Origin of the sequence: Agathobaculum sp. NTUH-O15-33 (assembly GCF_033193315.1) — a bacterium.
GTDB classification, from domain to species: Bacteria; Bacillota; Clostridia; order Oscillospirales; family Butyricicoccaceae; genus Agathobaculum; species Agathobaculum faecihominis_A.
Genome location: NZ_CP136187.1, coordinates 895,190 through 911,563 on the forward strand (window position 1 = coordinate 895,190; position 16,374 = coordinate 911,563).

The following is a 16,374-nucleotide window of genomic DNA, read 5'->3' on the forward strand; positions in this document are numbered from 1 at the left end:
TATAATATATTATAACCACATAGGCGATTTGCCCATGTGGATTGTTTTCAATTAAACTATATTCCGGTAAAATAAGTTTATTAAAGGTGGTGAGCTTTATGGTTCCGCATGAAGTGGATTTTAAAAAGATAGGCGCAAGAATTAGAAAGCTGCGTATTAAACAGGGACTTACACAAAGTGAACTTGGGGAAATGATCGGTTGCTCCAATAACCATTTAAGTCATGTGGAGACAGCACAGAATAAAGTGTCGTTGACATTGCTCCTGCGTCTTTCCTATGCTTTGGAGATAAGCCTTGATTATTTCCTGCTGGATACGCCGTTTGCACGACCGGAAGCGATAATCAATACCGAAATTGCGGGGAAACTGTCTCGGTGCTCATCAGCAACGCTTGTCGCGGTAAGCCGCATGATAGACACACTATTGGAACAGCAAGATAGCATGTCTGAGTAATTTAAGATATAAGATATCCTAGGGCCTGTCGCAAAATGGAAAAATACTTGATTGTCATTCTGAACGAAGTGAAGAATCTCGCGCGAACGCGCGGATATGCGTGGAAATCGCGCGTTCGCGCGAGATTCTTCGTCGCTTTGCTCCTCAGAATGACAAGGTTTAAGGGCGTTTTTTATTTTGCAACAGGCCCGTTTACTTGTTTTTCCGCGCAATGCTAATAGCATTCATGAGTTATAACTCCTACCCTAAATATTGTTTCCGCGCTTGCTTGAGAATAAATAGTTACCCTGATAAAAGGATACCCTATAATATGGGGAATGTCAAGAAGGTAGTCCGTTGATACAATAACACCAATAGGAGGTGAGCGCGTGGACGATTTTAAAAGTATAATTAGTTATAAAACACAAGAATACGGTAATATCAAAGTAAAGCTGGCAGAAATGCTGGAAGCTAAAGGCATTACAAGAAATCGCTTGCGAACGCTTACCGGTATCAAATACGAAGTAATTGATCGCTACTATAAAGCAGCTAATATTGAAATGGTAGATTTAGATTTCTTTTCAAAAGTGTGCTTTGTTCTCGATTGTGAAATTCAAGACTTACTAGAATACCAACGGCCAAAAGCAAAAGAAGACGATTCAGATGTCTCATGACATATTGAATCGTCTTCTTTTGTTGTTAGAAAAGGCATAAAAGCTGTAACGATATAATAAGGAGAAATTCGGCGTTTTTTCTTTCCCTATTCTTGCATTTTTCGTTCAAACGGCCTATAATGGGGAACGGATTTGTATGAAAAAGGGGAGCGGCACGATGCCTTTGGTCAAAACGAATGTGATGCGGATATTGGAGCAGCATAAGATACCGTATACTGCGCATGAATATCCCTATGGCAAGGACGCGGTGGATGGGGAAACGGTCGCGCGGATGCTGGGGCAGGACCCGGCGCGCGTGTTCAAAACGCTCGTCGCGCGCGGCAAATCGGGCGGTTATCATGTGTTCGCCGTGCCGGTGGACAAGGAACTCGATTTGAAGAAAGCGGCCAAAGCGGCGGGCGAAAAGGCGGTGGAATTAATCCACGTGAAGGAGCTGCTGCCGCTTACCGGTTATGTGCGCGGCGGCTGCTCGCCGGTGGGCATGAAAAAAGCGTTTTCTACCGTTTTCGACGCTTCCGCCGCGGCGCAGGAGACTATAATGGTATCGGCTGGAAAAATAGGCTATCAGGTGGAGTGCGCGCCGCAGGCGCTGGCCGCCCTTGTCCGCGCGGACTTCGCGCCCGTTACGGCAGATTAAGCAGCCGTTCGGCGTCCGGGTAGAGCGCGAACACCGTGCGCACCCCGCAGCCGGATAATTGGGCCAGCTTGGCCTGCATGGTCGTATCGTCGTCGAATAAGACGAAATGCGCGCGGCTGTTTTCATCCGTGTATGTAAAATATTTGGCGCACAGCTCGCGCGAAAAAAAGGTTTGCGAGCCGGTGCGGTTCAGCAGCGCCTGCCGTTCTTCCGGCGATAGCACGGTGCCGTCCGGCGTTTCGGAGGGCAGCACAAAATCGCTGGATACCGGGTGCAAAAAAGCCGCGATGCGCTTTGCGCCGTACATGCCCTGCAAGGAGGAGACCCGCTCGGTCAGGCTGCCGCCTGAAATAGCGGTATCCACCGTCAGCGTGGCGTGCTGCACAGCCTGTCTGCTGGCAATGGGCACGTAAAAAGGTATGTCCGCTTCAAAAAGCGCCTTGTCGATCGCGGCGAGCAGCTCGCGGCATACCGGAACGTCGCGTTCAAAGTCCGCGAATACGCCAAGCGCTTCCGTGCGTTTGGCCTCGTAGGTCAGGTCGGCCGCGATGCGCGGGGCGTTTACCGTTTGCAGCTGGCGCGGTAGGTCGCACAGGCCAAGGTAGCTGCGCGCCTTGGCCGTGGGCAGTTGCGTGCGGCGCAGCGCGCCGTTTTCGGTTACGCCAAGGCAAAGGTGAAGCACCTTCAGGCCGCTTCCCGCCGCGCGCGCCGTATCCCGTCCGGTGCAAACCAGTACCATATTGTCGGTGAAATTCATGATCCGTTTCCCTCCGTTGACATCCATATTATTCGGGTGTATGATTTGCCGCCCCTTTCGCTTCAGGGGGTGCGCTGAAACCACTGGACTTTATTTTTAAAATCCCTTACAATACAAGATATATGATGCATTTCGATTATTGAGAACGCAGGAGACACCGAATGAGCCTTTTGATTCCCGATTATGTTTTTGATTCGATCTATGAGATCACACCGGCGCTGCTCGCTGCCAGCGGTGTGCGCGGCGTGCTGTTCGATCTGGACGGCACCATCGCTTCGCATAAGGCGGCTTTGCCGCCCGAAGCGCTCGCGCCTTTTTTTTCGCACGCTGACCGATGCTGGCTACCCGGTGCTGGTTTTTTCCAATAACCGCGACCGGCGCGTCGCGCCGTTTTGCCGCGCGCTGGATATTCCGTTTATCAGCCGCGCGGGCAAGCCCTTGCAGCGCGGCTTTAAACGCGCGGCCGCACAGCTTGGGCTGGAACCCCGCCAGCTCGCCATCGTCGGCGACCAGATTTTTACCGATGTGTTCGGCGGCAACCGCGCGGGCGCTACCACCTGCTACGTGCAAACGCTGGACCGCCGCTATTTTTGGGTCAATTTTCGCTACCAGTTCGAGCGGGGCTTTATCTCACGCGGACAAAAGCGCATGAAAGCGAGGGGCGGCCATGAGTGACACGCCAAAGTTCGGCCCCGCGGGCAATTCGGAATCGTTTGCCAAGGCGGGCTTTAAGGAAAGCCGCGACGCGCCCGCGTGGCTTGCTAAAATGGGCCTGACCGCCTATGAATACCAGTGCGGCCGGGGCGTGCACGTCGGCCCGGAGACCGCCGCCAAGATCGGCGCGGCCGCGCGGGAAAACGGGATTGCCATGAGCGTGCACGCGCCGTATTTTATCAATCTTTCCTCTGAGGAACGCGAGCGCATGGAGAAAAACATCCAGTACGTGCTGGACGCCGCGCGGGCGGCGCATCATTTGGGCGCGTCCCGCATCGTCGTGCACTGCGGCGGACAGGGCAAGCTGACGCGCGACCGCGCCATGCGCAATTCGCACAAAAATGTGCGCGCTATTTTGGAAGCGCTCGACGCGGCGGGGCTGGGCCATATCACGGCGTGTCTGGAAACCATGGGCAAAAAAAGCGTGATCGGCTCGGCGGAAGAGGTGTGCGAGCTCGTCGCGGCGGACGATCGTCTGCTGCCCTGCATCGATTTCGGGCATTTGAACGCGCGCACCGGCGGGCAAATGAACAGCGCGGACGCGGTAAAAGCCCTGTTCGATCTGATGGAGCGCACCATCGGCCTAGACCGCACGCGCCGTTTCCACGCGCATTTTTCCCACATCGAATATAACGACAAGGGCGAAATTCGCCATCTGACTTTTGAAAACGATCCCGGCTTTGGCCCGGATTTTATACACGTTGCCCGCGAGACCGCGCGCCGCGGCTACGCGCCGACCTTCATCTGTGAATCCGCCGGCACCCAAGCCGAGGACGCTTGTTCCATGAAGCTTTGCTTCATGGAACAGTTAGTAGTTAGTAATGAGTAATTAGTAATTGTGGAATCGGCCTTAGGCCGATAAATCAAATGATCGCGCTTTGCGCGATTCCTTAATTCCTAACTACTAATTCCTAATTCCAAATTAAAAAGAAGGGGTTTTTCAGATATGAAAAAAATACTATTACTGCACGGCCCGAATTTGAACCTGACCGGCATGCGTGAACCGGGCGTGTACGGTACGGAAACGCTGGCCGCCATCAACGCCGAAGCGGTGGCGAAGTGCGAGCGCTTGGGCATGCAGTGCACGGTGTTCCAGTCCAATTCGGAGGGCGCGCTAATCGACCGCATCCACGCCGCGCGCGAGGAATGCGCGGCCATCATCATCAACGCGGGCGCGTATACGCATTACAGCTATGCCATACGCGACGCGATCGCGGCGGTGCGCCTGCCCTGCGTGGAGGTGCATCTTTCCAACGTGCACGCGCGCGAGGAGTTCCGCCATCAGTCGGTGCTCGCGCCCGTCTGCGCGGGTGTGATCGCGGGCTTCGGCAAGCACAGCTATCTGCTCGCCATCGACGCGGTAAAGGCGATCTTGGGATGAGAAAAGAAGAATTACAGGCGCTTTTGCGCGGCGCACCGTTCGATGCGATGCTGCTCACGGGCGAGGTCGCCCGCCGCTACGCCACCGGCTTTCCCTCCACGGCGGGCGTGGCCTATGTTTCCCGCTGCCGCGCGGTGTTTTATACGGATTTTCGCTATGTCGAAGCGGCAAAGGCCGCTATTTCGGATTTTGAGGTGCGCGAAATCGGCGGCGGCCTGACCTACAGCGCGGTCATCAACGACCTGATCGACGAGGACGATGTAAAAAAGATCGCCCTAGAAGACCGCACGCTGACGCACGACGCTTACACCCGCTGGAAACGCGCGCTGCACGCGGAGGGCGTGCGTCTGGGCGCGCGGCTCGAAGCCCTGCGCCAAACCAAGGACGATGAAGAGGTGGGCAATATCGTCGCCGCCCAGCGCATTGCCGAGCAGGCGCTGGAAGAGGTGCTGAACGATATCCGCGTCGGCGTATCCGAAAAGGAGATCGCCGCGCGCCTGACCTATCTGATGCTGCACTACGGGGCGGAAAACATGTCGTTCGATCCCATCGTGGTTTCGGGTAGGAACAGCTCCAAGCCGCACGGCGTGCCGACGGAAAAGACGCTGGAAAACGGCGATTTTATCACCATGGATTTCGGCTGCATCGTAAACGGCTATTGCTCGGATATGACGCGCACGGTCGCCCTTGGCTCCGTGACCGAGGAAATGCAAACCGTGTACGATACCGTGCTTTCCGCGCAGCTTGCGGGCATCGCGTGCGCCAAGGCGGGCGTGCCCGGCCGCGAGGTGGACGCGGCGGCCCGCCGCGTGATTGAGGAAGCGGGCTACGGCGAAGCCTTTGGCCATAGCTTTGGCCACGGCGTTGGTCTGGAAATACACGAAGGGCCGAACGCTTCCTCCTCCGCCGTCGATCCGCTCCCCGCGGGCGCTATCGTCACGGCGGAGCCCGGCATTTATCTGCCCGGTAAATTCGGCGTGCGCATCGAGGATATGCTCTACGTGATCGAGGACGGCTGTATCAACCTGACCGAAGCGCCAAAGGGATTGATGATTTTATGATTATTGAGATAAAAGCCCCGGGAACGGTCGCCCCGCTGGTTCGCAACTGGCGGGAAACCATGCTCTGGTCCTACTTGGAGGGCCGCATGGGGCGGGCGTTCGCGCCCGAGGGGGGCGCCGCGCGCTCCGCTATGATCTGCGTGGCTGATTTCTACTGCTTCGCGGGCGCGCCGGACGCCGAGCTCGCCGCGTTTGATCCGCCGGGGGCTTCGCCCTCTGCGGTTCTGGTGCCGCAAAACGCGGGCTGGGCGCGCGCGATCGAGCGCGCCCGTCCGGGAGCGAAGCGCATTACCCGCTATGCGTTTCAAAAGCGCGATACCTTTGACCGGGACAAGCTCCGCCGCATGACGGCGCTGCCGCAGGGCTTTGCGCTTTGCCCGGTGGATGAAAAGCTATACCACGCGGCCCGGGCGGAGCAATGGAGCTTTGATCTGGTCTCGCAGTATCCTACCTATGCGGATTATGCCGCGCACGGGCGCGGCTTTGCCGCCACCGAAGGGGAGGCGCTGGTCTGCGGCGCGTCCAGCTATACGGATTGGTCGGGCGGTATCGAGATCGAGGTGGACTGCCGCCCGGATCGCCGCCGCCGGGGCCTTGCGCGGGCGTGCGCCGCCGCTTTGATGCTGGACCAGCTTGCGCGCGGCCTGCACCCCTCGTGGGACGCGGCAAACGAAATTTCCGCGCATCTGGCCGATACGCTGGGCTACGAGCCCGCCGGGGCCTACCCCGCGTTTGAAATAGACCTTCCTGTTTGATTTTCGGCGACAGTGCGGCCCCTGCGTTAGTCTCGTAACGCCGGGGCCGCTTTTCGTATCCAAACCGGCGCGCCGCAATAGGGTTCCAGCCGAACCGTGCTTGCATTTATGGCGGCGGCATGGCAAGATAGTATCAGTAAGAAAAACGGGGTGGGGTATCGATGAGGATGCAAAAGCGGTTGGCGGGCTGCGTGTGCCTGCTGGCATTCACCGCCGCGCTGCTGGCGGCGTGCTTGCTTCGGCCGCAGACGGCGCCGGTGAAAACGCCGGTGATGGGCATTGTGTATACCGCGTCGGAGGACGATTGGAAGGACGAGCAGTTCCGCCTTCTAGGCGAACAGGCCGAGGCGCACGGCTTTGACCGCATGGTCATGCAGGCCATGCGGACGCAGCAATCGCAGATCGACGCGATCCGGGCGCTGGTCGTGTACCGGGTGGATGTAATCGTGTTTTCACCCGTGGTGCAGAGCGGGTGGGACAATGTGCTGCGCGAGGCCGCGGAAGCGAACATTCCGGTCATCACAGTGGATAAGACCGTTACCCAAGGCGATGCGCGCGCGCAGGTCAGCTATGTCGGCTTTCCCTATCGCGCGCTGGCCAAACAGGCGGCAAAGCGCCTGCTGAGCGAAAAAAACGATACAGTGGCCGAACTGTACGGCACGCTCAATTCCTCCGGCGCGCAGGAAATGTCGCGCGGCTTCCGCGAAGGCATGGAGCAGAGCGGGCAGGAGCTGAAATACAGCCTCTGCGGGGATTTTCTCCGTTCGCGCGGCTATGAGCTGATGGAGACCTTTGAGCAGGAATACCCGCATATCGGTCTGGTGGTGTCACAGAACGATGCGATGGTGCTCGGCGCGGTGGATTACTTAAAGGAACACGGCCTGCGGCCCGGAACGGATATCCGCATCTGCGCCTTCGGCGGCGGGGAAGAGGTATTGGGCTGTTTGGCGCGCGGCGAGATCAATTTGGTGGCTGTGTGCGATAATCAGGCGCTCGCGCACGAGACCGCGCACGCGGCGCTTAAACTGCTTGAGCACCCGGAAACGCCGCTCTGGAACGAGGTGCGCGCCGAGCTCCTGCCAAAGGAGGCGGCCTGATGCGCGTAAAAAAAGAAAAGCGGGATAGCGGCCACAGCATTCGGGGTATTTTGAAATACTCCTATACCACCATCATCGCAAGCCTGACCGTGCCGCTGGCGGTTCTGCTGCTGTTCGTTCTGGCCTTTGTGCACCAATACGGCGCGGTGATTGAAAATATCGCCCGCGCGGCGGAGGCGCAGACGGTGGCCCAGCAGGAATTGCCGGATGAAATATGGCAGATTGTATCCGGCCGGCAAAAATTCGGGCAAGGCCGTCAGGGCGCGCAGATACAGCAGCTGCGCGGCCTTTTGCAGACCATGCAGCGCGGCGCGTCCGACAAGCAGCGGCAATACCTGAACGCGGCGGGGCGCGCGGCCGACACGATCGAGCATTATATCGAGGTGCTGGGTGCACAGACCGCGCAGGGCAGCGCGGTCAGCCGCAATGAAAATCTTTATCACGAAATCGTGAGCGTGACCGGCCTGACCGCGGATATGCTAAGCCGCTACACCACGGAAGCGATCGATGAAATGGCAAGGCTAAACGGGCGCATTCGCACGGTCGCGCTCGCCATGGCGGCGCTGGTCATTCTGCTGCTGGGCCTTGTGGCGCGCGCGGCGGTCCGCTCGTATCAGCAGGTGGACCGTTCCATCCGCGCGCCCATTTTGCAAATGGAAAAAATGGCCGCCCGCATCGCGCAGGGCGACCTGAACGCCCGCGCGCCCGTGCCCGAAATCGCGGAGCTGTACCGGCTGGCCGTCGATTTAAACCGCATGGCCGAGCAGCTGAACCGTCTGATCGGGGAGCAGGTCGAGCATGAAAAGAACATGAAAAAAGCCGAACTGCGCGCGCTGCAAGCGCAGATCACCCCGCATTTCGTCTACAACACGCTGGAAACCATCGTTTGGCTGGCGGAGGAGGAGCGAAACCGCGAGGTTGTGGAAATGACCATGGCCTTTACCGATTTTTTGCGCATCTCGCTCAGCGGCGGACAGGATTTTATCTCCGTCGCCAAGGAAGAGCAGCATGTGCGCAGCTATTTGATGATTCAAAGCGTGCGCTACGGCAGCGTCATGCGGTATGAGATCGATATCGACCCGGCGCTGCAAAGCTGCCGCATGCTCAAGCTGATGCTACAGCCGCTGGTGGAAAACGCGATCTACCACGGTGTTAAAAACAAGCGCGGGCGCGGGGTGATCCGCATCACCGGCAGGCGCGAGAACGGCTGGATGCGCTTTGCGGTGGAGGATAACGGCATTGGCATGACGGAGGAAGCGCTTTTCGCGCTGCGCGGCCGTTTGCAGCGCGGGGAAGAATCCGGCAGCTACGGCCTGCGCAATATCACGGAGCGGCTGCGGCTGTACGGCGGCAAGGGCCTGTTTATCGACAGCGAGCAGATGCGAGGCACGCGGGTGGAATTCTTGCTGCCCACCGCGCCGGAAAACTGGGAGGGGGACTGAACGATGCTGCATGTTTTTGTAGTGGACGATGAGGAGATCATCCGCACAGGCATCCGCAACGCGCTGGAAAAAACGGCGGGGCAATTTCACTTTGCGGGTGAAGCGCCGGATGGGGAGATGGCGCTTCCCGCGCTGCTGGAGATCAAACCGGATATTCTGATCACGGATGTGCGCATGCCGTTTATGGACGGGCTTGAGCTGGCCGAGCTGGTGCGCAAATCCATGCCGTGGATGCGCATCATCTTTCTGAGCGGGCACGATGAATTTGAATACGCGCAGCGCGCGGTCTCCCTGCGGGTGGACGCGTATATCCTAAAGCCGGTGGATTCGCAGAGGCTGCTTTCCATTCTGGAACAGACCGCGTCCCGCATCGAGGAGGAGCGCAGGGCGCTGCGCGCCGCCGCCCAGCACACCGAGCGCCAGCAGCAGGAGCGCGAAATCCTGCGCGAGCACTTTTTAAGCGAGCTGCTGACCGGCGGCGTTTCCCCGGCCCACGCGATCGACCGGGCGCGGGAATGGAATTTGCCGCTGACCGCGCGGCAGTACGTGGTCCTGCAAGCCGTGTGCGGAACGGACGGCAAGGTGCGCCGCCAGATCCGCGCGGTGCTGGGCCATATGTTCGACGAAGCGGACGACGTCGTTTGGTTCTTCGAGGGCAACGAGCGCTTGGTGCTGCTCGTGCTGGGCGAGGAAAGCGAGGCCGTGCGCGACCGCGCCTATGCCGTGGCGCAGGGCGTGCGCCACGAACTGGAACAGGTCGCCGCGATCGACTGCAAGATCGGCATCGGCGGCGTGACCGACCGGCTGAGCGGCCTGCCGGGTTCGTACCGGCAGGCGCGGCAGGCCGCGTTTGAAATGAAGCATATGCTGGCGGGCATTGCCGGTTACGGGGATTTGACCGAGGCGCCCGAGCGGGGCTTTGATTTTGCCGCCAACGTGCCGCTGGCCGAAAAGCTGCGCCACGCCGGGCGGGAGGATATCCCGGCGCTGGTGGACGCGTACTTCGGCGCGGTGCGGGAAAACGATATGCAAAGCGTTTTATACCGCTATTATTTGCTGATGGACCTGCTCGTGACCGCCGCCAGATTGGATAGTGAAAACGCGGGCTGGGAGCAAAATCCGCAAACCGTTTTGCGCGCCGCCGAAACGTGCGAAAGCACGGTCGGCTATGCCAAGGAAGCGCTCGAACGGCTGATCGGCAGCCGCGCCGCCAGCGGCAAGGTGCGGTACGCGGAGGAAATTCAGTGCGCCAAGGAATACATCACCGCCCACTACGGCGACGAAGGGCTCAGCCTGCACACGGTGGCCGCGGCGGTCGGCTTCAGTCCCAACCATTTTTCCACGGTGTTTTCCCAGCAGACCGGCGAAACCTTTGTCGAATACCTGACGCGCGTGCGCATCGACGCGGCCAAGGATATGCTGCGCGCGGGCGGCGCGAAAATGAGCGATATCGCGTTCGACGTGGGCTATCACGATCCCAATTATTTCAGCTACATCTTCAAAAAGCACACGGGCGCTTCGCCGCGGGAATATCGCGCGGGGTGTCAATAAGAAACAGAAATGCCGCTTGGCATACGGGAGCAAGGAGGCTGCCACATGTTTTTTTCGACCAGATACCCTTCTCCGATCGGGATGCTCACGCTTGCGTGCGATGGTGCGCATTTGACGGGACTTTGGATGGAAGGGCAAAAATATTTCGGCGGCGCCATTCCGGAACCAATGACGGAACGGGACGACCTGCCCGTGTTCCGCGCCGCGAAAAACTGGCTGGACCGGTATTTTGCCGGGCAAAAGCCTGAAATTTCTGAACTGCCGCTGCACCCCATCGGCGGCGAATTCCGTCAGGAGGTGTGGATGATTCTGTGCGAGATTCCGTATGGAGAAGTCGTCACCTACGGCGACATTGCCAAAAAGATGGCCGCCAAAAAGGGCAAGAAAACCATGTCCGGTCAGGCGGTGGGCGGCGCCGTGGGACATAACCCCATTTCCATCATCATTCCTTGCCACCGGGTGGTGGGCGCAAACGGAAGCCTGACCGGTTATGCAGGGGGTGTGGATAAAAAAGTGAAGCTACTCGCCTTAGAGGGCGTCGATATGTCCCGCCTGTTTATTCCGACAAAAGGGACCGCGCTTTGAGCAAGGCGCGCCCCATGCTATGAAAATCTTCTCGTAAAAAAACAAAGAAAATTCCGGCGCGGCGGCGATATCGGAATTTTTCTCGTAAGCCGTTCGATGGCGGCGGCACCCGGATCATTGATATAATCATGCTGCAAGGGAGACTGTGCCTTTTCAGCCGGAGGAGGAGGCGAAAAATGAAAGGGTCGATACGGCGTTTCCTGTGCGCCCTGTCCGTTTTGCTGCTGGCGGGCTGCACGGTAACGGGGGATCGTGGGCGGCAAACGGCGGCGCAGGAACAAACCACCCTGCCGGAGGCGCCTCCGGCGCAGGCGGGCGGCAAACTGACGATTTACAGCGCGCTGCCGGAGGAGGAGCTGCCGGTTTATTTACACGCCTTCACCAAGGACACCGGCATTGAGACCGTGTGCACGCGCCTGTCCGCCGGCGAAATGATGCTGCGGGCCGAAGCCGAGCGGGAAGCGCCGCAAGCGTCCGTTTTGCTGGGCGGCTCGTCGGACTTTTACCGGTACGCCGCGAAAAGCGGCCTGCTGGAGCCCTACCAAAGCGCAGAGCTGCAAAACGTACAAGACGCCTACCGTGACCCGGACGGCTATTGGACGCCCATTTACATCGGCGTGATCGGGTTCGCCTGCAATCAGGAATGGTTCGAGGAAAACGGCCGGCCCTATCCCCGCGTATGGGACGATCTGCTGGACCCCGCGTTTGCCGGGCGCATCGTGATGGCGTCGCCCGAGACCTCGGGCACCTCCTACAATGTGCTGGCGGCGCTGGTGCAGAAGCTGGGACAGGCGCAGGCTTGGGAATACTTTGCGGCGCTCGACCAAAACATCGCTTATTACACCCGCAGCGGCCTTGCTCCGGTCGAAGCGGTGAAAAAGGGCGACGCGGCGGTCGGCATCGTGTTTTCCCACGACGGGCGGCGCGCCGCGCTGGACGGTTATCCGGTCGAACTGTGCTATCCCGAGGATGGAACGGCGCTGGAGATCGGCGCGTGCGCGCTTACCTGCGGCGGCTCGCAGGGGGAAACACAAAATGCCAAGGCGTTTATCGACTGGATGCTTTCCCAGCGCGGGCAGGAATGCTTTATCGAAGCGAAAAGCTGCCGCCTGCCGGTCAACGCGGCGGCGCGAACGGCGGACGGTCTCCCCGCGCCGGGCGCTCTGAATGTCATCGAATCCGACTGGGAATGGGCGGGCGCGGTGCAAAAGGAGCTCAGCCGTGAATTTTGCACCCGTATGGAGCGGGCGCGGACGCCGGTGGAGTAAAACCCACGGCGCGCCGCGCAATGCAGGCAAAGAGAAGAGGAGAAGATGAAATGGAAAAGCGGTTATTGCTCAAAAAAAGAATATGCAGCTTTTTAGTGGCGTGCGCGATGCTGCTGGCGATCGTGCCGGTTCAGGCGCTCGCGGTCAACGAGGAGAACGGCCCCAAGTCGTTTTTGGCCGGGCCCTTTATGCTCGCCCCCAAGACCGACGGCATTGTGGTCACATGGGAGCTGGACAAGGCGATGAAATCCACCATTGCATACGGCCCCTCGGCGGATCAGATGAAGACCGTCGACGTGCCGGTAGAGGAGGGCGAGCCGTTTCAGGGCGTGCCGATGCATATGTACCGCGCCCGCCTGACCGGCCTGACGCCGGATACGCGCTATACCTACAAGGTGACGGCGGAAAACGGCGAATCGGTCGAAGGCTCCTTCCGCACGCTTCCGGTCAACGCGGAGGAGATCCGCTTTGTGGTGATGAGCGACAGCCACCGCTTTGAAACGGCCGAGCAGGTCTCCGCGGCGATTGCGAAGTTTGATCCGCACTTTATCCTGCACACCGGCGACACGGTAGAGGGTACGGGCAGCCAGAAGGATCAGTTCGCTTATATCTTCCGCAACGCGGGCGATTTCCTGCACCACTACCCGGTTGTGTTCAATAGCGGCAACCACGATTACGGCACGTATTTCGATGAGTACATCTCCAAAACGCAGAAGGAACAGTACCACTCTAACGAAAACGGCCGCAACGTTTCCTTCAACGTGGGCGGTCTGCACATCACGATGGTGGACTCGAACCCGTGGAGCCTGTTCGAGCTGAACTCCTCTTCGGGCGGCAGCGTCGACCCGGCTACCAAGAAGCTGGTAGAGGATTCGCTGAATTGGCTGAAGGACGATCTGGCTTCGCCGGAAGCGAAAAACGCAACCTTCCGCGTGCTGACCATGCACCATCCCTATGAGGACGACCTGACCCGTAAGTATATCCCGCCGATCGCGGAGGCGGGCAATGTGAACATTATGTTCGCGGGCCACACGCACGAATATTCGCGCGGTGTTTCGGCCGATCCGACGCGCGGCGCAAAGACCCTGTATGTGACGCAGGGCGACGCCCGTATCGGCGACAGCAAGATCAATCTGGGTAAGGACAACGAGCGGCCCAATGAAAACTTTGCCGAGATTCTTGCGACCGGCAAGGGCGACATGATCGAATGCACGGTAAAGGGCGATGTGCTCACTTACTCGAACATCGGCCTTTCCGGCGGCGAGGAAAAGGTCGTGGAAACGGTTTCGCTGTTTAGCGGCGAACCCTCGCTGCAATACGAGGACATTTCGATCACGCCGGATTCCGTTCTTTCGGGCGCGACCGTAAAGATTTCGGCCAAGGTGACCAACACCGGCAAGGGACTGGCAACGGCCGCTTTCCAGATCAACGACAACGGCAAGGATCGCTATCTCTACAACTTCGGCGATAAGGCGACCAGCCGCGTGGTCGCGCTCAAGCCCGGCGAGAGCAAAACGCTTTCCGGCGAACTGGAGCTGGTCGAGCTTGGCAAGCACACCCTGAAGATGGAGGGATACACCAAAAACGTGGAGGTGGCCTTCCGCAACGCGACCTATTCGTACGACAACCTGCGCGTCAAGCTGGGCGACGGCGAAACAAGCGACCTGACGAGCGATAAAATGCACGTGAAGGCGGATGTGAAGAACATCGGCAACGAGACCGGCACGGCGGAGCCTGCAGCTCATGATCAATGGGCAGGCGGTCGGCGCCGAATCGGTATCGCTCGGCGCGGGCGAAACCAAGACGGTGGAATTCACCTATACCTTCCCCATGGGCGGCGATTACGAGGTGCGCATCGGCGATTCCCCGGCGCAGACCGTGTCCATTCTGGGCGAGATACAGGGCGTGCCGGTCGTTCGCGACCAGTCCGGTATGGGGAACGACGGCCTGATCCGCGGCAACCCGACGCTGGTTCAATACAACGGCGGCTACGGCCTGTCGCTGGACGGCTTGGACGACTATGTGGAGATTCCGGATAGGCAGAATTACGTGGTGGACGACGGCGTGACCGGCATGGTCTGGGCCAATATCGACCGGCTGGCACAGGCTGGCGAGTGGGATCACAACCCGCTGCTGATGAAGGGCTCCTCCATCAGCTATGGCACGAACTACCTGTACCGCATGGCCGTGCGCCAGACGGGCATGGTCACCTACGGCATCGGCTTTAACAACGACAACGGCGAATATTTCTGGAACGATGACGATTCCATCCCCGGCGCGGGCGTGCAGCTCGGCGAGTGGGTGCAGTACGTGGGCGGCTTTGACCGCGCGACCGGCGGCACCAGCTGGGAAAACAACAAGCAGTCCGGCTCGATCGCGGCGCCTGATTTTGATTCCGAGATCAAGAATTGGCCGGGTTCGTCCATGTATGCCGGGTTCTCGTTCCACCGGCATCTGCTGCCCGAACGAGGCCGCGGCAAGACCTACACGATGCTGACGGGCGATATCGGACAAATTCGTTTCTACACGACCAAGCTCAGCGCGGAGGATAACGCGAAGATCTACGGCGCGCCCGCGGCAAAGGGCCCGAAGAGCGACAAGCTGGTCGTTTGGCTGGATTTTGATCCCAAGAATATCGTTCTGGACGGCAAGCATACGACGGAGTGGCGCCCGGTGACGGGAAGCCTCAAGAGCTTGTCGTTCGAGACCGGCATACAGGGCGCGGCCACGGCCAAGGTGACGGTCGAGACGTCGGACGACGGCAAGACCGTGGCGGGCAGCAAGAAGGCCGATTTGACAAACGGCAAGGGCACGGTCGACCTATCCGATCTGGGCGAAGCGAAGTATGTGCGCGTGGTGACCGACCTGCATTCCTCCGTGGGCGAGCAGGCGACCGATATGCCGGTCATCAAGTCCTATGTGATCGAAGCGGGCAACAAGAACAGCTGGAGCACGCTCAGCGCCTTTAACAAGGGCACCTTTGAAGGCGCCGCCGGTTACCAGCCGACGGACTGCTTCAAGGATTACGCGGCCGATTTTGACGATTATTCCGGCGCGGCCGATGTAACGGCGGAAGCCACCGGCGAAGCCGGCGGCAAGGTCGGGGCGGATGTGCCGCAGAGCCACTGGGCTTACGGCAGCATTCAGAAAATGATCGAAAACGGCGTGGTCAGCGGCGACGCGGAAACCGGCAAGATCCGCCCGGACGAGACCATTACCCGCGAAGAGGTTGCCAAGGTCATCCTCAGCACGCTGAACATTCCGGTCAGCGAGACCGGGACGATCGCGGCGGGCGACCGCTCCTCCCGCTGGGCCAAGGATATTTTGGCGACGGCTAAAACCGCCGGTATCATGAAGGGCGACGAAAACGGCCATATGCACGGGCAGGACAACGCGACCCGCGCGGAGGTCGTCACCATGATCGCCCGCGCGGCGGAGATCACGAGCGACGACGCGAGCGCGCTCGATAAGTTCGCGGACGCTTCGAGCATCCCGGGCTATGCGAAAGCGGGTGCCGCAGGTATGGTGCAAAAGGGCATGCTGAACGGCTATGAGGACGGCAAGCTCCATCTGGAGCGCCCAATCCTGCGCGCGGAAACCTTTGCCCTGCTGGCAAAGCTTCTATAAATACGTCCACATACAAAGGCCCCGGCGTTACAAACCGTAACGCCGGGGCCTCAGGCTGTCAAAAAATAATTTTTTACAGCCTGAAAAAGCGCCCAAACCATTGGTTTGGGCGCTTTTTATGTGCGGGTATGTGTTAGTCGTCGATTTCGAGATAATCCTCAAGATCCTTGAACAGCGCGGTGGGATCTACGTCGTCCTCGAGCACGATCTGCAGGGGCTCGTTGAGCGAGAGCAGGAACATGCCGAGCAGGCTCTTGGCGTCTACCATGCCGCTCTTGCCGTGGATCCAGATATCAAAGCCGTACTTGGTCACGATCTTGTTGATCTGCTGGATATCATCGGTGTTCTTAACGCGAATGCTTCTGGTCATATTACTTTACCTCCTAACAAGTAT

General features: G+C 59.1%; 18 protein-coding genes. 16 read left to right on the top strand and 2 right to left on the bottom strand.

Annotated features, from left to right (window positions below):
- The first annotated feature begins 98 nt into the window (after positions 1–98).
- The 3 genes from RWV98_RS04655 to ybaK all read left to right on the top strand — a co-directional run bounded on the left by RWV98_RS04655 (position 99) and on the right by ybaK (position 1,742).
- Complete coding sequence (locus RWV98_RS04655) at positions 99–452, top strand: helix-turn-helix domain-containing protein (RefSeq protein WP_280963588.1); 354 nt, start codon at positions 99–101, stop codon at positions 450–452.
- Positions 453–820: 368 nt separating this feature from the next.
- The gene (locus tag RWV98_RS04660) at positions 821–1,105 is read left to right on the top strand and encodes a helix-turn-helix domain-containing protein (RefSeq protein ID WP_317864095.1); all 285 of its coding nucleotides are present in this window, start codon (positions 821–823) and stop codon (positions 1,103–1,105) included.
- Positions 1,106–1,262: 157 nt separating this feature from the next.
- On the top strand, positions 1,263–1,742 hold the full coding sequence (ybaK, locus tag RWV98_RS04665) for a Cys-tRNA(Pro) deacylase (protein WP_317864097.1): 480 nt from the start codon (positions 1,263–1,265) through the stop codon (positions 1,740–1,742).
- On the opposite strand, the gene RWV98_RS04670 is transcribed toward ybaK, so the two are convergent.
- On the bottom strand, positions 1,729–2,499 hold the full coding sequence (locus RWV98_RS04670) for a hypothetical protein (protein ID WP_317864099.1): 771 nt from the start codon (positions 2,497–2,499) through the stop codon (positions 1,729–1,731). The genes ybaK and RWV98_RS04670 overlap by 14 nt on opposite strands.
- Positions 2,500–2,660: 161 nt before the next feature.
- Between RWV98_RS04670 and RWV98_RS04675 the strand changes: the two genes are divergently transcribed.
- The 13 genes from RWV98_RS04675 (at position 2,661) to RWV98_RS04735 (ending at position 15,980) form a co-directional block, all read left to right on the top strand.
- Complete coding sequence (locus RWV98_RS04675; RefSeq protein ID WP_317864101.1) at positions 2,661–2,867, top strand: hypothetical protein; 207 nt, start codon at positions 2,661–2,663, stop codon at positions 2,865–2,867.
- The gene (locus RWV98_RS04680; protein ID WP_317864103.1) at positions 2,848–3,174 is read left to right on the top strand and encodes a YqeG family HAD IIIA-type phosphatase; all 327 of its coding nucleotides are present in this window, start codon (positions 2,848–2,850) and stop codon (positions 3,172–3,174) included. Before RWV98_RS04675 ends, RWV98_RS04680 begins: the two co-directional genes overlap by 20 nt.
- On the top strand, positions 3,167–4,042 hold the full coding sequence (locus tag RWV98_RS04685; RefSeq protein WP_317864105.1) for a TIM barrel protein: 876 nt from the start codon (positions 3,167–3,169) through the stop codon (positions 4,040–4,042). The genes RWV98_RS04680 and RWV98_RS04685 overlap by 8 nt, the downstream gene beginning before the upstream one ends.
- Before the next feature lie 117 nt (positions 4,043–4,159).
- Positions 4,160–4,594: a type II 3-dehydroquinate dehydratase gene (gene aroQ / locus RWV98_RS04690; protein WP_280963583.1), complete on the top strand. Its 435-nt coding sequence runs from the start codon at positions 4,160–4,162 to the stop codon at positions 4,592–4,594.
- Positions 4,591–5,655 carry an aminopeptidase P family protein gene (locus RWV98_RS04695; RefSeq protein ID WP_317864107.1) on the top strand — a complete coding sequence of 355 codons (1,065 nt, stop codon included), beginning with the start codon at positions 4,591–4,593 and terminating at the stop codon, positions 5,653–5,655. Before aroQ ends, RWV98_RS04695 begins: the two co-directional genes overlap by 4 nt.
- Positions 5,652–6,410, top strand: a complete 759-nt coding sequence (locus tag RWV98_RS04700; protein ID WP_317864109.1) for a GNAT family N-acetyltransferase — start codon at positions 5,652–5,654, stop codon at positions 6,408–6,410. Before RWV98_RS04695 ends, RWV98_RS04700 begins: the two co-directional genes overlap by 4 nt.
- Positions 6,411–6,571: 161 nt before the next feature.
- Positions 6,572–7,507, top strand: a complete 936-nt coding sequence (locus RWV98_RS04705; RefSeq protein ID WP_317864111.1) for a substrate-binding domain-containing protein — start codon at positions 6,572–6,574, stop codon at positions 7,505–7,507.
- Positions 7,507–8,949, top strand: a complete 1,443-nt coding sequence (locus RWV98_RS04710; protein WP_317864113.1) for a sensor histidine kinase — start codon at positions 7,507–7,509, stop codon at positions 8,947–8,949. The genes RWV98_RS04705 and RWV98_RS04710 overlap by 1 nt, the downstream gene beginning before the upstream one ends.
- Before the next feature lie 3 nt (positions 8,950–8,952).
- Complete coding sequence (locus RWV98_RS04715) at positions 8,953–10,500, top strand: response regulator (protein WP_317864115.1); 1,548 nt, start codon at positions 8,953–8,955, stop codon at positions 10,498–10,500.
- Between the two features lie 45 nt (positions 10,501–10,545).
- Positions 10,546–11,085 carry a methylated-DNA--[protein]-cysteine S-methyltransferase gene (locus RWV98_RS04720; RefSeq protein ID WP_317864117.1) on the top strand — a complete coding sequence of 180 codons (540 nt, stop codon included), beginning with the start codon at positions 10,546–10,548 and terminating at the stop codon, positions 11,083–11,085.
- A 176-nt stretch (positions 11,086–11,261) separates the two neighbouring features.
- Entirely contained in the window at positions 11,262–12,353 is a 1,092-nt protein-coding gene (locus RWV98_RS04725) for an ABC transporter substrate-binding protein (protein WP_317864119.1), read from the top strand.
- A 50-nt stretch (positions 12,354–12,403) separates the two neighbouring features.
- On the top strand, positions 12,404–14,392 hold the full coding sequence (locus RWV98_RS04730) for a metallophosphoesterase family protein (RefSeq protein ID WP_317864120.1): 1,989 nt from the start codon (positions 12,404–12,406) through the stop codon (positions 14,390–14,392).
- A gap of 859 nt (positions 14,393–15,251) precedes the next feature.
- Positions 15,252–15,980 (top strand): S-layer homology domain-containing protein, encoded by a 729-nt coding sequence (locus RWV98_RS04735; protein WP_317865688.1) that lies wholly within the window; start codon positions 15,252–15,254, stop codon positions 15,978–15,980.
- Between the two features lie 133 nt (positions 15,981–16,113).
- Here the strand turns inward: RWV98_RS04735 and RWV98_RS04740 are convergent, their stop codons facing one another.
- On the bottom strand, positions 16,114–16,350 hold the full coding sequence (locus RWV98_RS04740; RefSeq protein WP_280963573.1) for an HPr family phosphocarrier protein: 237 nt from the start codon (positions 16,348–16,350) through the stop codon (positions 16,114–16,116).
- Positions 16,351–16,374 lie beyond the last annotated feature (24 nt).